At 69.2% G+C, this 15,414-nt stretch carries 16 protein-coding genes; 9 read left to right on the plus strand and 7 right to left on the minus strand.

Translation table 11 applies throughout. The features are described from left to right. Nucleotide 1: 1 nt before the first annotated feature. Complete coding sequence (locus ACS5PK_RS10970; RefSeq protein ID WP_439440268.1) at nt 2–256, minus strand: helix-turn-helix domain-containing protein; 255 nt, start codon at nt 254–256, stop codon at nt 2–4. 154 nt (nt 257–410) lie between these two features. Here ACS5PK_RS10970 and ACS5PK_RS10975 point away from each other — a divergent pair, with 154 nt between their 5' ends. Then, the gene (locus tag ACS5PK_RS10975; RefSeq protein ID WP_439440269.1) at nt 411–800 is read left to right on the plus strand and encodes a DUF3224 domain-containing protein; all 390 of its coding nucleotides are present in this window, start codon (nt 411–413) and stop codon (nt 798–800) included. A 55-nt stretch (nt 801–855) separates the two neighbouring features. Here the strand turns inward: ACS5PK_RS10975 and ACS5PK_RS10980 are convergent, their stop codons facing one another. Beyond that, nucleotides 856–1,119 carry a hypothetical protein gene (locus tag ACS5PK_RS10980; protein WP_439440270.1) on the minus strand — a complete coding sequence of 88 codons (264 nt, stop codon included), beginning with the start codon at nt 1,117–1,119 and terminating at the stop codon, nt 856–858. Nucleotides 1,120–1,566: 447 nt separating this feature from the next. Between ACS5PK_RS10980 and speD the strand changes: the two genes are divergently transcribed. Continuing rightward, nucleotides 1,567–1,956: an adenosylmethionine decarboxylase gene (gene speD, locus ACS5PK_RS10985; RefSeq protein WP_439440271.1), complete on the plus strand. Its 390-nt coding sequence runs from the start codon at nt 1,567–1,569 to the stop codon at nt 1,954–1,956. Nucleotides 1,957–2,109: 153 nt separating this feature from the next. Here the strand turns inward: speD and ACS5PK_RS10990 are convergent, their stop codons facing one another. The 3 genes from ACS5PK_RS10990 to ACS5PK_RS11000 all read right to left on the minus strand — a co-directional run bounded on the left by ACS5PK_RS10990 (nt 2,110) and on the right by ACS5PK_RS11000 (nt 6,633). Then, nucleotides 2,110–3,039, minus strand: a complete 930-nt coding sequence (locus ACS5PK_RS10990) for a dienelactone hydrolase family protein (RefSeq protein WP_439440272.1) — start codon at nt 3,037–3,039, stop codon at nt 2,110–2,112. A 187-nt stretch (nt 3,040–3,226) separates the two neighbouring features. After that, on the minus strand, nt 3,227–3,430 hold the full coding sequence (locus ACS5PK_RS10995) for a hypothetical protein (RefSeq protein ID WP_439440273.1): 204 nt from the start codon (nt 3,428–3,430) through the stop codon (nt 3,227–3,229). Between the two features lie 230 nt (nt 3,431–3,660). Beyond that, entirely contained in the window at nt 3,661–6,633 is a 2,973-nt protein-coding gene (locus ACS5PK_RS11000; protein ID WP_439440274.1) for a toll/interleukin-1 receptor domain-containing protein, read from the minus strand. 322 nt (nt 6,634–6,955) lie between these two features. Here ACS5PK_RS11000 and ACS5PK_RS11005 point away from each other — a divergent pair, with 322 nt between their 5' ends. The 4 genes from ACS5PK_RS11005 (at nt 6,956) to ACS5PK_RS11020 (ending at nt 10,812) form a co-directional block, all read left to right on the plus strand. Continuing rightward, on the plus strand, nt 6,956–7,345 hold the full coding sequence (locus ACS5PK_RS11005) for a hypothetical protein (protein ID WP_439440275.1): 390 nt from the start codon (nt 6,956–6,958) through the stop codon (nt 7,343–7,345). Between the two features lie 158 nt (nt 7,346–7,503). Next, nucleotides 7,504–8,814: a tetratricopeptide repeat-containing protein gene (locus ACS5PK_RS11010; protein WP_439440276.1), complete on the plus strand. Its 1,311-nt coding sequence runs from the start codon at nt 7,504–7,506 to the stop codon at nt 8,812–8,814. Nucleotides 8,815–8,848: 34 nt separating this feature from the next. Continuing rightward, nucleotides 8,849–10,045 (plus strand): patatin-like phospholipase family protein, encoded by a 1,197-nt coding sequence (locus ACS5PK_RS11015; RefSeq protein ID WP_439440277.1) that lies wholly within the window; start codon nt 8,849–8,851, stop codon nt 10,043–10,045. Further along, nucleotides 10,042–10,812, plus strand: a complete 771-nt coding sequence (locus tag ACS5PK_RS11020; RefSeq protein ID WP_439440278.1) for a hypothetical protein — start codon at nt 10,042–10,044, stop codon at nt 10,810–10,812. The genes ACS5PK_RS11015 and ACS5PK_RS11020 overlap by 4 nt, the downstream gene beginning before the upstream one ends. A gap of 29 nt (nt 10,813–10,841) precedes the next feature. Here ACS5PK_RS11020 and ACS5PK_RS11025 read toward each other — a convergent pair whose 3' ends face one another. Continuing rightward, nucleotides 10,842–11,732: an alpha/beta fold hydrolase gene (locus tag ACS5PK_RS11025; RefSeq protein WP_439440279.1), complete on the minus strand. Its 891-nt coding sequence runs from the start codon at nt 11,730–11,732 to the stop codon at nt 10,842–10,844. A gap of 151 nt (nt 11,733–11,883) precedes the next feature. Then, nucleotides 11,884–12,405, minus strand: a complete 522-nt coding sequence (gene soxR, locus ACS5PK_RS11030; RefSeq protein ID WP_439440280.1) for a redox-sensitive transcriptional activator SoxR — start codon at nt 12,403–12,405, stop codon at nt 11,884–11,886. Nucleotides 12,406–12,515: 110 nt separating this feature from the next. Here soxR and ACS5PK_RS11035 point away from each other — a divergent pair, with 110 nt between their 5' ends. The 3 genes from ACS5PK_RS11035 (at nt 12,516) to ACS5PK_RS11045 (ending at nt 15,408) form a co-directional block, all read left to right on the plus strand. Beyond that, the gene (locus ACS5PK_RS11035) at nt 12,516–13,691 is read left to right on the plus strand and encodes a questin oxidase family protein (RefSeq protein WP_439440281.1); all 1,176 of its coding nucleotides are present in this window, start codon (nt 12,516–12,518) and stop codon (nt 13,689–13,691) included. Nucleotides 13,692–13,765: 74 nt separating this feature from the next. Next, entirely contained in the window at nt 13,766–14,773 is a 1,008-nt protein-coding gene (locus ACS5PK_RS11040) for a LysR family transcriptional regulator (RefSeq protein ID WP_439440282.1), read from the plus strand. A 161-nt stretch (nt 14,774–14,934) separates the two neighbouring features. Then, nucleotides 14,935–15,408, plus strand: a complete 474-nt coding sequence (locus ACS5PK_RS11045; RefSeq protein ID WP_439440283.1) for a (2Fe-2S)-binding protein — start codon at nt 14,935–14,937, stop codon at nt 15,406–15,408. The last annotated feature ends 6 nt before the right edge of the window (nt 15,409–15,414 follow it).

A 15,414-nucleotide genomic window follows, 5' to 3' on the forward strand; every position in this document is an offset into this window, starting at 1 on the left:
CTCAGCCCGCTTGAGCCTGCGTCCGACGGTAGCTCGCCGGGGAGCGGCCGATCAGTCGGGTGAACTCGCGGGTGAACTCGCGGGTGAAGTGCGCCTGGTCGAAGAAGCCCAGCGACTGCGCGAGCCCGGCCAGGTCCACGGCCTCGGAGGACGAGAGGCGGTGCACGGCCTCCTGCAGACGGAAGCGCTGCACCACCCACATGGGCGGCACGCCCATGTGCTCGAGGAAGAGGCGCTGCAGCTGGCGTTCGCTCATGGCCAGCGCCGTCCCTGGCACTGGCACAGGCACTGGCACTGGCACTGGCCGTGGGCGGGCTGTCGGCGGGCTGTCGGCGGCAAGCGGGGCGACACCAGGCGAGGCAGACGCGGGCCGGCATGAGCCGGAATGGGCCAGCAGCATCGCTGGAACGATGGACGTGACGCTCAGTGCTCGGGACACGCAGGGGTCAGCCCAGCCCGAGCCGCCCGTGCTGGGTCGCCAGGGCCTGAGCAAGCGCTACTGCGGCGCGTTCGAGGCGCAGGCGGAAGGCGAGATGCTGGCGGCCGTCGGGGCGGTCAAGGGCTCTGCCGCCTATGTGGCCGTGGAACGCGTGGTGGGCACGCTGGCCGGGCGGTCGGGCAGCTTCGCCCTGATCCGTCGCGGCGTGATGCAGGGCGGCCAGCAGGCGCTGCTGGTCACTGTTGTTCCGGATTCCGGCACCGGCCAACTGGCTGGCTTGAGTGGGGTCCTGAGCGGGGCCCTGAGCATCGAGCGGCGCGATGGGCAGCACCATTACCGCTTCGACTACACCTTGCCCTGAGCGGCGGGGCCGCAGCAGCCCGAACGGTGGCGATGCCCTCGGCGCTTCCGCGGGGTCAGGCCAGCCGCACCGCCAGCCACAACTGCGCACCGACGTCCACCAGGACGCACGGTGTGCAGGGCACGATGGGCCGCCCGGCAATGCTGACGAGGTAAGGCCCCGCTCGGGCCCAGAAGTAGAACGGGGCGGCGAGGGCGACGCCGGCATCCTGTCGCTCGGTCGTCGCCGCGGCCGGTGCCGAAGGCGCGAAGACCAGCAGGCTATCGGCTGCGTTGAGATGTCCGCAGCGGGATCGCTGCGCCTTGGGCGCTTTCTTCATGCCCTGGCAGTCTGCAATGGCCTGCTGCGCAGGCGGTGACGGCCTGGGGCGGGGGCCGCGCGCCGCGTCGCCAAGGCCCACCGAGCGCCTGTGCGCTGGGGCAGGGCGCTGGTGGCGCGCTGTTGGCACGCTGTTGGCACGCTGTTGGCACAGGCAGCGGCTGCCTGGGATGCCGCGAGCCTCGCCCAGCAACTGCGCGTCCGTCGTCGCCACCTGCCTGCCGCCCTGGCGGAGGAGGGCCTCACCGCCAGCCAGCGCATCTGGGCCCGGCGCCTGAGCCGTGCCCAGGCCGCGCGGCCGTGGCCTCGCCCGCCGTACGTCATCTCGCTGTCCTTCGTGCTGGGCTTTCAAGGACAGCGCACACTTCAGCCGCAAGTTCCGCCAGCTGTACGGCGCCGTGCCGCGACAATGGCGGGCCCAGCAACTCCAGATCCAGGACCTCGGCTGATGCAAGGCCTTCACCTCACCGCCGACCTGCGCGGCTGCGATCCCGCCCAGCCACTGATGAGCGACCCCGCCGCCCTGCGCCACTGCTGCGCGACAGCCGTGGCTGAGTCGGGCCTGGGTGGCGTCGCCGAGCTCTTCCATCGCTTCACGCCGGCCATGGAGGGCGAACCCAGCGGCATCACCGGCGTGGTGCTGCTCGCGGAGTCCCACCTGGCCATCCACACCTGGCCGGAGCTGGGCGGGGTGACACTGGATGTCTACGTCTGCAACTACGGGGCGGACAACAGCGCCCGGGCCGAGCAGTTGCTGGAGGCGCTGATCCGCGCCTTCGGCCCGGGCCAGGTGCAGCGCCAGGCTTTGCGCAGAGGGCAGGGCGACTCAGCCGCCTGACTGCGGGCCCGCCAGCCGGGCCGTGGGTGCAGGCCCATGCGCTGCCTGACACGGGTGATGAAGGACGGGTGATGAAGGCGCTGGGGTTTTCAATGCCCCTGCGGACGCCCCTTCATGGACAGCTGCAGGCGCCGCCCTCGCAACTGCGCTTGCTCACAGATGCTTGGCAAAGAAGCGCACCACGCGCGCTCGCGACAGGTAGGCCTGTTCCGCATCCGGCGTGAACTGCACGCTGGGCTGCACGCCGGTGCGGAAATAGCTGCCCTGGTCGGCGTAGGGGTCGGTCACCGTCATGGGCACCATCAGTCGGTCCCAGCCGTGCGTGGCGCCGGGGTAGGAAGTCACGCTGACGATGCCGCCGTTGCTGGCATTGACCGACTGCGCCAGCGCCTGGCAGGGGACGGCGCCCTTGTCGTAGTCGTCCTGGCTGCCGACCTGGATCATCACCGGCGCGCCGGTGAGGTTGATCCACTGCACGCCGAACTGCGCCGGTGTGGTGTGCAGCAAGGCCAGCAGAGGCGTGTTGTTCCAGGCGTAGCAGACGGGGTAGTGCGCCACGTGAGCCTTGAAGCTGCGCCCCCCGCCGAACTTGCCGGCATACAGGCGTTCGGCCGCCCCCAGGCTCACCAGGCCGCCCCAGGAGAAGCCCAGCACGCCGACGCGTGCGCCGTCGATCTCCGGCCGCTGGGCCAGGTAGGCCAGGGCCGAGAAGGCGTCGGGATAGGTCAGCACGGGTGCGCTGGGGCGCTGGCTGGCACTGTTGATGCCGCGCGCCTGCCACATGTCGATCTGCAGGGTGGCGATGCCGGCAGCATTGAGCGCTGCCTCGTAGAAGTCACCCCGGGCATCGACACCCGCCGAGCCGTGCAGGATCAGCACGGCCGGCCGCTTGCGATGACCGTGGCCGGCGCCCCGGCCCGCATGCGCGGGCAGGCTCAGCTTGCCCTGGATCGTCAGCGTGGCGCCGGGCGACGCCAGATTGGGCGAGGGGAAGCTGATGAAGGAGACGGTGGGCTGCCAGGCAGCCGCCAGGCCCTCGTCACCTGCCTGCGCGGGCAGCGAGATCAGGGCAGCGGCTGTCATGCCGAGCACCGCTCGTCCGGTCGTCTTCCACCAATTCCACGCCATGCTGGCCTCCGATGTGCGTTTTGCACGCAGGCGGACCCTCCGGCTGCGCAGGCGAGACGCTATCACCGAGGCCTCGGCCGCACCTCAGGGCTTGCCTGGATGGCCGGAGCGAACGGCGGGCGGCGAAGGCCCCTTGCGGCGATCAGCGCACCGGTTCGGGCGCCGGGCGGATGGACCACTGGGCCTGCGCGGCCAATTCGTCCGCCGTGCGCTCGTCGGCGGTCACCAGGTACTCATGGCTGCTGCGCTCGATGAAATAGGCCGAGCGGTAGCGCAGCAGGAGCTCACCGAGGGCCTTGCGGGCCTGGCTGGGGGCGCCGTTGAAGGTGAGGGTCAGGGTGGTCATGGTGGATGTCCTTGAAGAGCCGGCGGCGTGCTGCAGCCGGTTCCTTCCTGAACGCAGGCGAGCCGAGGCGGTTGACGGGAGCTTGGCGGCCCGGGGGCAGGCTCAGCCTGCAGCGCCGCGGGGACCTCACGAGGGCCGCGGCCAGCGTCCGATTCGCGCGAGTCGGCGAGGCCCCGCTCCCGACGCTGCAAGACGGCAGTCGTTGCGTCCCTGACGCAACGACTGGGGATTCATCGTCCAGCGGGTTCCGCGGCCCTGGCGCGGCCCACCCAGCCCAGCATCTGCTCCACCAGGTTTTCGAGTGGCGCGTAGGGCAGGACGGGCTCGGGGCGGGTATCCAGGATGGATTCCATGGGCAGGAAGAAGCGCTTCAGGTCCTCCCGGGCAAGAGGCCTGGAGACCGCGGGCGCCTGCTGTCTGACCATCGCAACCAGCTCGGACGTGTAGGGCAGGAGCGGGGCGAGCACGGGCCCCTGGGGGGTGCTGATCGCCACCTGGGACTTGCCTGGACCGCAGAAGAGCAGTCGATTGGAGGACGGGCTTTCCTTGGCCCGCCCCGGCTCGATCAGTGCATAGGCGGTGCCTGACTGCAGGTCCCACAGCCACACCTGCCACTGGCCCTCGGCCCGCACCGATGTCGCGATGCGCCCGGCTTGCCCTGGCAGGAAGGCTACTTCATCCGTGGCGGAGCTTCTCTTGAGCTCCTGCGGCTCGGCGAAGGCCGGCGACCAGACATGCACCTTGCCCTCCCTGATGAAGGCGATCTGGTCCGCCGGGCCAACCGCCAGGGAGGCCGCGTGGGCGCGGTTCATAGGGAACTCCGCCGCCAGACCGCCGTCGGCCAGATCCCAGATACGCAAATGGTCATCGGAGCCGGCAACGGCGGCATACCGGCCATTGCCGGTCACGACGCCGCCCAGCAGATTCTGGTTCTTGGGATAGCTGCGTCCTGGCGCTTTCAAAGCGCGGAGCGCTCGACCCGTCTTCAGCTCGTGCACCAGGGCATCACCTTGCTCATCCACCACCAGGACCTGCGAGGTGCCTGGGACCTCGACCACGGCCACGGCACCGCCAGGCCGGCTCGAGACCGTCACCATGCCGTCCGGATAGATGCCGCCGAAGGACTTGTCTGCTGCAGCGAACAGCAGCGTGCTGTTCGTTCCATAGCGCAGGTCGAGGACGGCGCCCTCGGCCCTGTGCAGCCGAACCAAGGCCTGGGAGTCCAGGGACCAGGCCCGGATCTCGCCGTTCTCACAGCCTGCAGCGACCGTTCTCAAGGTGTCGGAAAGGGCCAGGGCTCGCAGGGGGCCCCTGCAGGGCTGGGCCACGGCAGGCGAGCCGCCCGGCTTGTCCAGGTCCCAGGTCAGGACCGTGCCATCGCGGCCGGCTGCGGCGATGTAGCGTCCTGACGCGGAGGCCACGCGGGCATGGGTGACTTCGGGCAAGGATTGCAGCGCGCGATGCTGGAGCAGCGGGCCGAAGGACCAGGTGTTGGCGACACCGTCATGGCCGGCCGTATGGATGAAGCCCTTGTCGACAAGGATGGAGGCCACGGTATCGGCGTGCTCGGCGAACACGGTGCTGCGCTGCAGGCTGGCGGCATCGAATACATGCACGCGTCCCCGGTTGTCGCCCGCAAGAACGCGCAGCCCCTCATCGTCAAAGGCCACGCTGGCGGGCATGCCCATCGCGGGGGCATCTGGTGCGGAGGCCTTGCGCAGCGTGGCCGCCGCCAGGTCGACGACGGCGAGCGTGCCGTCGCCCAGGGCGATGGCGGCGCGCTGGCCGCCGGGCGCCATGGTGACGACCGTCGCCATCTCCGCGAGCGCCCAGACTTGCACAGGCTTGCGCAGACGGGTGTCGAGCAGGGTGGCCTGGTGGGCATTGCCGGCCATCGACACCACCAGCGCCTGTTCTCGTTCCTCGCTGTAGGCCGCACATTCGCCGATGTGGTCGGGAGCCAATGGCAGTTCGTGCAGCGTCGTCATGCCGGGCAACTGCAGGACTTCCACCTTGTCTTGCAGGGTCACCGTCACCGTGTCGCCGTCCGGCGCGACCGTCATGCAAGCCGGCGGTGTGTCAAAGGTCTTGAGGGACTGCGTGCGGTTCTTCTCGCTCCAGGCGACGATTTGCCGGCCGCCCAGGGCGATGATCAGGGCATGCCGCCGGGCATAGTAGGCCATGTCGATCTCGGGCTGGGCCAGCTTGAGTGACTCGGTGAGGGGCGCGGCCTGCTGGGCGCTATCCGGGCCCTCCAGGTGCAGTTGGCCGGTACGTGACAGCGCATAGCGCCATCCTGCCTCCCGGGCGCTGGGCGCGTAAAGCACCAGTTTCTCGCCAGGATGCCGGGCCTGGCTTCGCTCGCGCAGGTGCTGGGCGGCGCGGCTCAGCGCCACCGAGGCCTGCCAGGCATAGGGGCGCTCCCGGCCTTCCGTGGGCAGGGCGGCCAGCGCAAGGCGGGTGGCCAGTGTGGCATCACCTGCGCGCAGCGCGTCTGCGGACTGGGCGGCGAGCAGCTCCGATTGGCCTACGAGCGCCCGGTTCTTCTCGCGGTCGGCCTTGATCGCCGCCGCGAAGGACAGCAGGCCCAGGACAAGGATGAGCCCCGACACCGAGGTGATGACCGCGGTCCAGATCCGCCGTGCGCGCCGCTGGCGTTGCTGCTCCCGGTTGCGGAGCTGCTCAAGGTCTCGGCCCCTGAGCTTGGCGACGATGGCCAGCAGCGCATCCTCGAAGCCTTCGTCGGTATTGACGACAAGAGGCACACGAGGCATGGCGATCAATGTGCCGTTCTGGGATGCGCCCTCAAACAGCGGGTCGGCCACCAGGCCCCCATGCCCCGGTGCGGCGATGCAGAGAATGGGCGCATCGGGATGAAGCGCCCGGAAGGCACGGACTTCGGCTTGAACCCACCTTGATTGCAAGGACTGGGGGCTCACCACCACCACGAGGCAGTCGCTGGCGGCCAGGGCCTGCTCGATGGCCGCGGGCAGATCGCTGGCTGCGCCCAGTTCTGCGTGATCGATGTAAAGCCTGGCGAGGCGCGCATCCTCTCCGGCAGCCAGCAGGGACTGAGGCAGCTTGTAGGACTCCAGCCGGCTGTGCAGCCTCCTCGCGAAGGCCTTGTCCGCGTGCGAGTAGCTGATGAAAGCCGGGTGTCGCGCGGTCTTGTCCTGCGCGTGCGAAGGGCCAGGTTCCGTCATGCTGCGCACGTCCTGTGGTGTGGGAAGTGGCCGCCATGCTAGCGGCGGTCTCCGGGCTTTTTCAGCCGCACTACAGGTGATCCCGTAGTCAATCTTGACGATGACATGCCGGTCCCCGGACGATGGCAGCGGGCGTCGGCACCACGGCCGCAGGAATCGCCCAGAGGCCCAAGAGACCTGCCTTGCTATGCGGCCTGGATCAGCGGATGAACCTTGATTGAGTCAGGGTCCGTGCTCACCCTCCTGCCCAGGCTTGGATTCACAATGCGCCGGTCAAGCTCGTGAGGCCGGTGTGGCCGGCTCTCGGCATTGGAGGATCGTCATGGGTGAAAGAAAGTGCTGGCGACGGCGGCCGGGCCAGGCGGTGGTGGCGGTGCAGCTCCGCCTGGTCACCGAAGGCTTCCGGTACCAGAAGTGGGGCGGCGAGCAGCAATGCAAGGCCAATGACTGGGTGGTGGACAACGGGGGGGAGGTGTACACCGTCGACGCCGACTCCTTTGCCCGCACCTACACGGCCCTGGGCCAGGGAAGGTACGAGAAGACCGGCAAGGTCTGGGCCGAGCAGGCGCTTGGGTCCGGCCGAGTGGACACCAAGGAAGGCCGCACAGCCTACAAGGCGGGCGACTGGCTGGTCTCCAATGAGGCCGATGGATCGGACGCCTACGCCGTGGACGCCGAGACCTTCGAGAAGCAGTACGAACCGGATGCGTGAATGACCGCGTCCTGACGACATGTCTGCACGGGGAGGGAGGCTGTATGCGCTGTTTCGTGATCCGGGGATTTGGCGAGAAGACCGATTCCCAAGGCCGCAGAATCAACTTTGACAAGGTGCATGAAGACCTCATCGCGCCGGCATTGAAGGCGTGCGGGATGGACGGAGGCACGACCACCGAGTTCGTCGACGCGGGCAGCATCCACAAGGATATGTTCGTGCGCATCGTGAAGGCGGATCTCGTCGTCTGCGACATCACGGTGCACAACGCCAATGTGTTCTACGAGCTGGGCGTGCGGCATGCGCTGCGTCGGCGGCACACGGTGCTGATCAAGGGCGAGCCTTCGTCTGATGGCACGCCCTTCGACATCGCCGGCCTGCGCTACCTGAGCTACGCCATCGACGAGCCCCGAGGTGCGACGGATGCACTCATCGCGGCACTGAACGCGACGACAGGCACTCAGCGGGCGACCGACAGCCCCGTCTTCATGACGATGCCCTCGCTGCCCGAGGCGAACGTCGGCTGCATCGTGGAGATCCCGACGACCTTCGTCGAAGCGGTGCAGCGGGCAGAAGCCTGCAAGGACAAGACAGCCCTGGCGCGTCTGGCCGAGGACGCTCGCGGCACGGTCTACGAGCGCGAGGCGTTCAAGGCGGTCGGGCGGGCGCTTTGGGTGATGAACGAGGTGGACGCTGCGGTGGCCACCTGGGAAGCCGCGGCGCAGAGCGCCGACGACCTCGACACCCAACTGGCCCTGTCCAACCTCTACGAGCGCCAGTACAAGCGCAGCAGGGAGCTGGAGCGGCTGGAGCGCTCCACCCAGACCATCCGGCGCGTGCTGGACCAGGGTGAGCTGCCGCCGGCCGTGCGCGCGGAGGCGCAGGCGCTGCTGGCGCGCAACCTCAAGACGCAGTGGCGCCAGGCCTTCGATCACCTGGGCACGGAGGTCGAGCGGCGGGAGCGCGCCATCGATCGCAGGGCCAAGGACTGCTACGAGGCCTACCTGGCCGCTCACAGGGCCGACTTGAACCATTTCTTCTCCGGCCTCACGGCCCTGCAGATGGGGCGCATCCTTCAGTCGCTGTCAGCGCACCCCAAGTTCGTGAACCTCTTTGGCGGCAGCGCTGCCAAGGCCCATCGCTATCTGGAGGACCTGGGCGAGCAACTGGGCCAGATCGAGCCGGTGGTGGGCGCGGCCATCCAGCAGGCCGTAGAGGCCAGTCGAGGCGATGCCCGGGTGTGGGCCGCCATCAGTGCTGCAGACCTGCTGTTCCTCGGGCATGCACGCGGCACGGACACGAGCGGCCACAGTGCCGTCGTGCAGGCCTATCGCGACGCCATCCCCTCCCAGCGCGGCTTTTACTGGGACTCCGCGCGCGGGCAGTTGGCCCTGTTCGAGCGCCTGGGCATAGGCGCTGACCTGGCACGCGCCGTGATGCATGACATCGAGGCCCAGCCTTTCTCCTGAGACGCATTCGCTTCACCCTCCCATCGGAGACTACATGGCCCACTACCGCACTTTTGAGCAGCACCTGGACCCCACACACGGCCCCAAGCGCATCCTGTCCCTCGACGGCGGAGGCCTTCGCGGCATGATGACCGTGCAGGTGCTCAAGAAGATTGAACAGCTGCTGCGTGAGCGCTTCGGCGACCCTACCCTGGTGCTGGCGGACTACTTCGACCTCATCGCCGGCACATCCACCGGCGCCATCATTGCGGCCGGCCTTGCCAAGGGCATGAGCGCCGAGGAGATCGACGGGCACTACCGCAAGCTCGGTGACAAGGTCTTCAAGCGCAGCTTCTGGCGCCAGGGCCTCACGATGGAGAAGTACAAGGCCGAGGACGTGGCGGCCGCGCTGAGCGAGGTGCTGGGCGGCCAGGCGATGAAGGACACCGCGTTCCGCACGGGGCTGCTGGTCGTGACCAAGCGCCTTGATTCCGGCAGCACCTGGGCGCTGACGAACAACCCCGCGGCCAGGTTCTACGGTCCGCAGGAGGATCCCCGCATCATTCCCAACGGTGAGTACCCGCTGTGGCAGGTGGTGCGTGCCAGCACCGCGGCGCCGACCTTCTTCGCGGGGGAGGAGATCGTCATCCAGTCCCAGGCGGGTGCGGAGCGGCAGGCCACGGCGGGACTGTTCATCGATGGCGGTGTCAGCCCGCACAACAACCCCTCGCTGCTGGCCCTGATGGTGGCCACGATGGACGGCTATCGCTTTGGCTGGCAGGCGGGCGCGGACCAGATGCTGCTTGTCTCGGTGGGCACCGGAAAGGCTGATGCCCGGGTGGATCTCTCAGGCCGGGCCACGGATCTCGCTGCTGCCCAGGCCCTGCTGGCGCTCAAGAACCTCATGGAGGACTGCGGCGATCTCGTCGAAACGATGATGCAGTGGCTCTCGGTGCCCACGCCCACCGCCCGCGCGATCGATGCCGAAATGGATCTCGCCGGACCCGTGCTGGGCGGCAATGCCCTGTTCACCTACCACCGCTACAACGCCCTGTTCACCGCCGGCTGGTTCGCCCAGGCCGGCCTGGACCTCGGGGAGGCGGTGGATGCAGCGTATCTCAGTTCCATGCAGGAGATGGACAGGCCCCAGAACCTGGACAGACTCGCCCGGCTGGGCGCCGCGCTGGCGGCGAAGCAAGTGGATGCGGCGCATTTCCCCCCGGTGTTTGACGTGGGCGTTCGGGCCGGATGATGCCGCCCCCCGTGGGCTGTCCGGTCAGCGCCAGGGCGGCTCCGGGCGAGGGTGCGGCCATCCCTTGGACACCCAGTGACGCGGTCATTCTCGAGGCCGCAGCCTTTGCCGGGGCGCCACTGGACAGGCGCACGGGGTGGGCCAGGCTGTCGGCGGAGCTTGATCGGCTGGTCCCCGTCATCTTCGGGGCCCTCTGCCTGCTGCCGCTGGCCTGGTCGATGCTCACGGGATACCGCGCACCTTCCTCTCAGGAGGCCCCGCTCCATTGGGGCTGGGGTCTTGTCCCGCTGGCCGGCTTCATCGGCCTCGTGGCGCACTATCTGTGGCGCCGCCCTGAGTTCCCGCCGACGAACGCGGGCTGCGCGTGGGAACTGGGGCAACTGCTCGATCGCGTCCCCCTTTCGCGCGTGACCCTGCTGGTCAATGACAGCACCGACCTCGCCTGCCTCGACGAGATCCTGTCGACCTGCGCCCGGTCCATCACCCCGGGATCACCCAATCTTGCCGGTCCGGCTGCCGTCTGGAGGGTGTTGCGCATTGGCGGCCTGGCGACGCGCTCACCGCAGGAGTCGCATTTCCAATGGCGTCGGCGTATTGCACAGCGCCTCGATGCAGCGCGCCTGGTCGAGCACCTCCTGGCATCCGCCCGGCCGCTGCGATCGGATCTGCCGCTGCCCTCAGGCTCGCGCTGGTGGCATCGACAGTCGCTGCTGGGCTGGCCGCCGATGGCTGCAGCGCTGCTCTACGGCCTGCGCGCCGAGGGCTGAGAACGACCCTGTGGTGCCGCGCGCCTGCTTCAGGGCTCGCAGACTCCGCCCAGAAAGCGCAGCAGTTCCGCAGCCGTTTCGTCAGGGAACTGGTCCGCGAAGAAGTGCCCCCCGGGCAGGGAGGCCGTCTGCACGGTGCGGCAGCGCTTGCGCCACTCGGCGGGGATGTCGAAGAGCGCAGTCATCACACCGGCCGTGCCGTGGAAGACCAGCGTCGGGCACTCGACGCGCCGTTCTGCATCCGCCTGATCCAAGGCCAGGTCCACCGTGGCGGCGGCACGGTAGTCCGAGCAGGAGCCGTGGATCATGGCGGGGTCGTGCCAGCAGCGGCGGTAGTCGGCGAGCATCGCCGGGTCGAAGTCGTCCAGTCGCGTCTTGCCCCAGCCCAGCAGGCAGGTCTCATAGAAGTAGTCCGGGTCCTGGCCGATGAGGCGCTCCGGGAAGGGCTCCGGCTGCTGCAGGAAGTACCAGTGCCAGTAAGTGGCCGCGACCTGGCGGTTGGTATCCATGAACATGGCCAGGGTGGGCACGATGTCCATGACGGTCAGCGAGCGCACGGCCTCGGGGTGGTCCAGGGCCATCCGGTGGGCGGTGCGCCCGCCGCGGTCGTGGCCGACCAGATGGAAGCGTTCGAAGCCCAGGCTGCGCATCAGGCCCAACTGGTCTTCGGCGAAGGCGCGGAAGGAGTAGTTCGAGTGATCGGCCTGGTCGCGTGGCTTGCTGGAGTCGCCGTAGCCCCGCAGATCCGCGGCCACCACGGTGTAATGCCTGGCCAGCTGTGGCGCGATGCGTGCCCACATGGACTTGTTCTGCGGGAATCCGTGCAGCAGCAGCAGGGGAGGGCCCGAGCCGCCGATGCAATAGGCGATCTCGATCTCGCCAAGCGCCGCCCGCGATGACTTGAACCCGACGAATTCCATGCGATTCTCCTGGCTGTTCGATGTCGACGCGGGGCCCTGGGCAAGACCTGACCCTCTGGCATCGGTCTCAGGCAGGACGCCCGGGAGCGCGGGAGCAGGGGGTCAGTCCGCGAGGATAGTGGGGCGTCAAGGTGCTGTCACGCCCCGGCCCTCAGCTTCCCTTGCCGTGGGGGCTCTTCGCTGGCGGTGCTTCCAACTCGAGCTCCGCCAGGACCTGGCTGGCCCTGTCGCCCGTCCAGTAGCGGGCGCCTGCACCGCGTCTCCCGGCGGCATCCTGCGGGTTGTAGAGCTTGCACTTGGTGAGCGAAAGACAGCCGCAACCTATGCAGGAGGCGAGCGTGTCCTGCAACTGCTGCAGCGCCGCGATGCGCGCCGCCAGCAGGGGCTGCCAGGCGCGCGAGAGGCGCTCCCAGTCGCGCGCGGTGGGCGTGCGGGCGTCCGGCAGGCTGGCCAGCGCGGTGCGGATCTGGTCCAGGCTCAGGCCCACCTGCTGTGCTGCGCGGATGAAGGCCACCCGGCGCAGGTCGCTGCGCGCGTACTGGCGGCGGCCCGAGGCGCTGCGGCGGCTCAGCAGCAGGCCCTGCTCCTCGTAGAAGCGCAGGGCGCTGGCGGCCACGCCGGCACGGCGGGCGAAATCGCCGATGGGCAGCAGGGCAGGGGAGGTGTCGCTCATGGACGGGTTCCTCAGCAAGGGCAATGAGGTGCAGAAGGGGGCTTGACTTCAAGTTCACTTGAACTTGCAACATGCGCCCATCGTATCGTGCAACAGCGAGGAGAACGGCGATGAATGAAGTGTTGAACCATGCTTTCCGGGACTGGGCCCGAAGCTTCGAGGACGGGGGATCCGCAGGATCCGGGACGGAACGAGCGAGCAGGGCGCCGCAGCCCAAGGCCGGCTCGCAGGCCCTGCTGCACCAGGAACTGGACGAGGCCCAGGCTTTCGGCCCCGCCTTTGACGGCGCCATGAGCAACCACCTCCCCATGGTCCTGCACGCAGCCTGGGAGATGGGGGCGGATGCCCGGCGGCTGCAGGCCCTGGTCCAGCATGAGCGGCCCAAGCTGGCCACCGCCCGGCGCGCAACGGACGCTCAGCAGGCCTCAGCCCTGCGCGCGGCCCAGCGGCACAGGGCCGGAGCCGCCGGGGCGGATGAATGGCTGGTGCATCGCGGCCAGCCCGAGGGCTACCCCTGGCTGCAGGCCTATTTCGCGGCCCTGCTGACCCAGCAGCCGGCCGCGGAGGTGCTGGGCTCCCACCTGGAGGGCCTGCTGAGGTCGCCTCATGCCTTTGCTTTCCATGGCCTGATCCGTACGGCGCACGCCTGGGAAAGCGGCCATCGGGGTGAGCTGGCTGCCGCCTTGGCCACCTGGGCCGCGTGGTGGGAGCTGCTGCCGGCAGGACAATCGACCGGACGAGCGGGCGGCCCTACGATGCCCCCCGAAGCCTGGGCCGAGGCCCTGCGCAGCCGCACGCAAGGCTGGCGCAGCGAGCTGCCCATGATCATCTACCGCATGCGCAGCGCCGCCGAGACACCGGTCTACGCGGACTTGGCGGAGCGGCTGGCGCCGGCGTCCGGGCTGCTCCAGCGCCGCGAGCAACTGCTGGTCGTGGCCCGTGAGGCCTATCTGCACAGCCGCAATTTCACGGTGCTGCACCTGATCACGGGGCTGAGGGCGTTGCGGGTGCTGCTGCCGCTGCTGCCACTGTCGGTTGATCAGCAGCCCCTGGTTGCGGCCCTGGATCGCGCCGCCGTGGCCGGCTGGATGGCCGGGCGCCTGCAGTGGCAGGACGAGGTGCCCGCACCCCCGTCTGCGGCCTGGCCGGCCCTGCACCGCGCCGCCCTGGCCCAGGACGACGAGCATGTGATCAAGGGCGTGCATGCCTGCTGGCAGGAGGACACGCGTGCCCCGGACCCGCGCTGGCGTCAGGTGGCGCATCGCATGCTGGAAGGGCATGCTTGAGACGGCCCTGGGAGCAAGGCCTGCCAGGACAGTGGAATTGGCAAGTCCGGCTTGATAATCTGCCGGCTTCTTTCTTGATTCATCTCCAGCCGGAGCTGCTGTCCATGGCCCAGAGCGAGCTGCGCACCCTCACCATCTTCGTCAAGACCGCCGAGCTGGGCAGCCTGCGCCGCGCGGCGGCGGCCGAGGGCATCAGCCCCCAGGCGGCCAGCCAGGCCCTGGCGCAGCTGGAGCTCAAGCTGGGGGCGCGGCTCTTTCACCGCACCACGCGCAATATGTCCCTGACGGACGAGGGCCGGCTCTTCATGGATGCCGCCCTGCCGGCCCTGCAGGGCCTGGAGCGCGCCTTCCAGGTGGTGCGCCAGGCGCGAGACGAGGTGGCCGGGCCCCTGCGCATCGTGGGCCCGCGCTCCAGCTTCCAGCCCGTGATCGGCGCTTTGCTTGACGAGTTCTGCCGCCGCCATCCCGACGCCCAGCCCGAGGTGCAACTGGACGACCGCATCGGCAACTGGGTGGAGGACCGGGTCGACGTAGGCTTTCGCGTGGGCTCGGCGCCGGCCGATGGCGTGATCGCCCGGCGGCTCTTCTCCCTGCAACTGATCCTATGCGCCGCGCCGGCCTACCTGGAGCGCCACGGCGCCCCTGCCAGCCTGGCGGAGCTGGCCTCGCACCGCTGCAGCGGCTTCCGTCATCCGTCCACCGGGCGTCTGCTGCCCTGGCATGTCAAGGTGGACGGCAGCACGGTGGAACAGGACGTCCTGCCCGCCTTCTGCACCAACGAGGAGAGCCTGGAGATGGAGGCGGTGCTGGCGGGTCGCGTCATCGGCCAGCTCAGCGGCATCATGGCGGCCGCCCATCTGCGCGCAGGCCGCCTGGTACCCGTCCTGGCCGCCCATGTGGCAGACCAATACGGCCTGCACATCTACTGGGGCAGTCGGGTGGCGCAGCCGGCTCGCGTGCGGGCCTTCATCGACCTGGCCATCGAGCGCCTGGCCGGCAACACCGACTATGTGCTCGGTGACAAGGAACTGGCCCGTCTGGAGGTCCAAGGCCGGCGCCAGCACCTGCGGCCGGCGGCCTGATTGGCAATCAGGGCTTGACACTGCAGCAAGCGCACATGGGCTATCCCTGGCCCAGGGAAGGGCCTACATTCGGCGGCTGATCCTTGCGTCATTCGCCTGCCGGACATGTGTCCGCATGCCGGTGCGCCCTCTTCATCTTTCCACCGCGGAGACCCGACGCCATGCCCCAGCTCCTCGTCAACGGCCGCGAGCACCAGCTCGACATCGACCCTGCCACCCCTGTTCTCTGGGCCCTGCGTGACAGCCTGGGCCTGTGCGGCAGCAAGTTCGGTTGCGGCGCCGCGCTGTGCGGCGCCTGCACCGTGCATGTGGACGGCCAGGCCGTGCGTTCCTGCGTGACGCCCGTCTCGGCCGTGCAGGGCAAGTCCGTCACCACCATCGAGGCCGTGACGGCCGGAGGCGACCGCGTGGGTGACGCCGTGCACGCCGCCTGGGTCAAGCACGACGTGGCCCAGTGCGGCTACTGCCAGAGCGGCCAGATCATGTCCGCCACCGCCTTCCTCAAGAGCCTGCCCAAGGGCAAGCAGCCCACGACGGCCGAGATCGACGCCGCCATGGCCGGCAACATCTGCCGCTGCGGCACCTATGTCCGCATTCGCGCCGCCGTGGCCGAAGCCGCCCGCAACCTGGCCTGAAGGAGA

It is taken from the genome of Roseateles sp. DB2 (assembly GCF_051857535.1).
Classification (GTDB): Bacteria; Pseudomonadota; Gammaproteobacteria; order Burkholderiales; family Burkholderiaceae_C; genus Roseateles_B.

Bases quoted from the DNA above. Each gene is read 5' to 3' on its own strand.
- ACS5PK_RS11035 (WP_439440281.1), top strand. From the start codon at position 12,516: ATGAATGAAGTGTTGAACCATGCTTTCCGGGACTGGGCCCGAAGCTTC.
- ACS5PK_RS11000 (WP_439440274.1), bottom strand. From the start codon at position 6,633: ATGACGGAACCTGGCCCTTCGCACGCGCAGGACAAGACCGCGCGACAC.
- ACS5PK_RS10970 (WP_439440268.1), bottom strand. From the start codon at position 256: ATGAGCGAACGCCAGCTGCAGCGCCTCTTCCTCGAGCACATGGGCGTG.
- ACS5PK_RS10975 (WP_439440269.1), top strand. From the start codon at position 411: ATGGACGTGACGCTCAGTGCTCGGGACACGCAGGGGTCAGCCCAGCCC.
- ACS5PK_RS11020 (WP_439440278.1), top strand. From the start codon at position 10,042: ATGATGCCGCCCCCCGTGGGCTGTCCGGTCAGCGCCAGGGCGGCTCCG.
- ACS5PK_RS11010 (WP_439440276.1), top strand. From the start codon at position 7,504: ATGGACGGAGGCACGACCACCGAGTTCGTCGACGCGGGCAGCATCCAC.
- ACS5PK_RS10990 (WP_439440272.1), bottom strand. From the start codon at position 3,039: ATGACAGCCGCTGCCCTGATCTCGCTGCCCGCGCAGGCAGGTGACGAG.
- ACS5PK_RS11005 (WP_439440275.1), top strand. From the start codon at position 6,956: ATGGGTGAAAGAAAGTGCTGGCGACGGCGGCCGGGCCAGGCGGTGGTG.
- speD (WP_439440271.1), top strand. From the start codon at position 1,567: ATGCAAGGCCTTCACCTCACCGCCGACCTGCGCGGCTGCGATCCCGCC.
- soxR (WP_439440280.1), bottom strand. From the start codon at position 12,405: ATGAGCGACACCTCCCCTGCCCTGCTGCCCATCGGCGATTTCGCCCGC.
- ACS5PK_RS11025 (WP_439440279.1), bottom strand. From the start codon at position 11,732: ATGGAATTCGTCGGGTTCAAGTCATCGCGGGCGGCGCTTGGCGAGATC.
- ACS5PK_RS11045 (WP_439440283.1), top strand. From the start codon at position 14,935: ATGCCCCAGCTCCTCGTCAACGGCCGCGAGCACCAGCTCGACATCGAC.
- ACS5PK_RS11015 (WP_439440277.1), top strand. From the start codon at position 8,849: ATGGCCCACTACCGCACTTTTGAGCAGCACCTGGACCCCACACACGGC.
- ACS5PK_RS10995 (WP_439440273.1), bottom strand. From the start codon at position 3,430: ATGACCACCCTGACCCTCACCTTCAACGGCGCCCCCAGCCAGGCCCGC.
- ACS5PK_RS10980 (WP_439440270.1), bottom strand. From the start codon at position 1,119: ATGAAGAAAGCGCCCAAGGCGCAGCGATCCCGCTGCGGACATCTCAAC.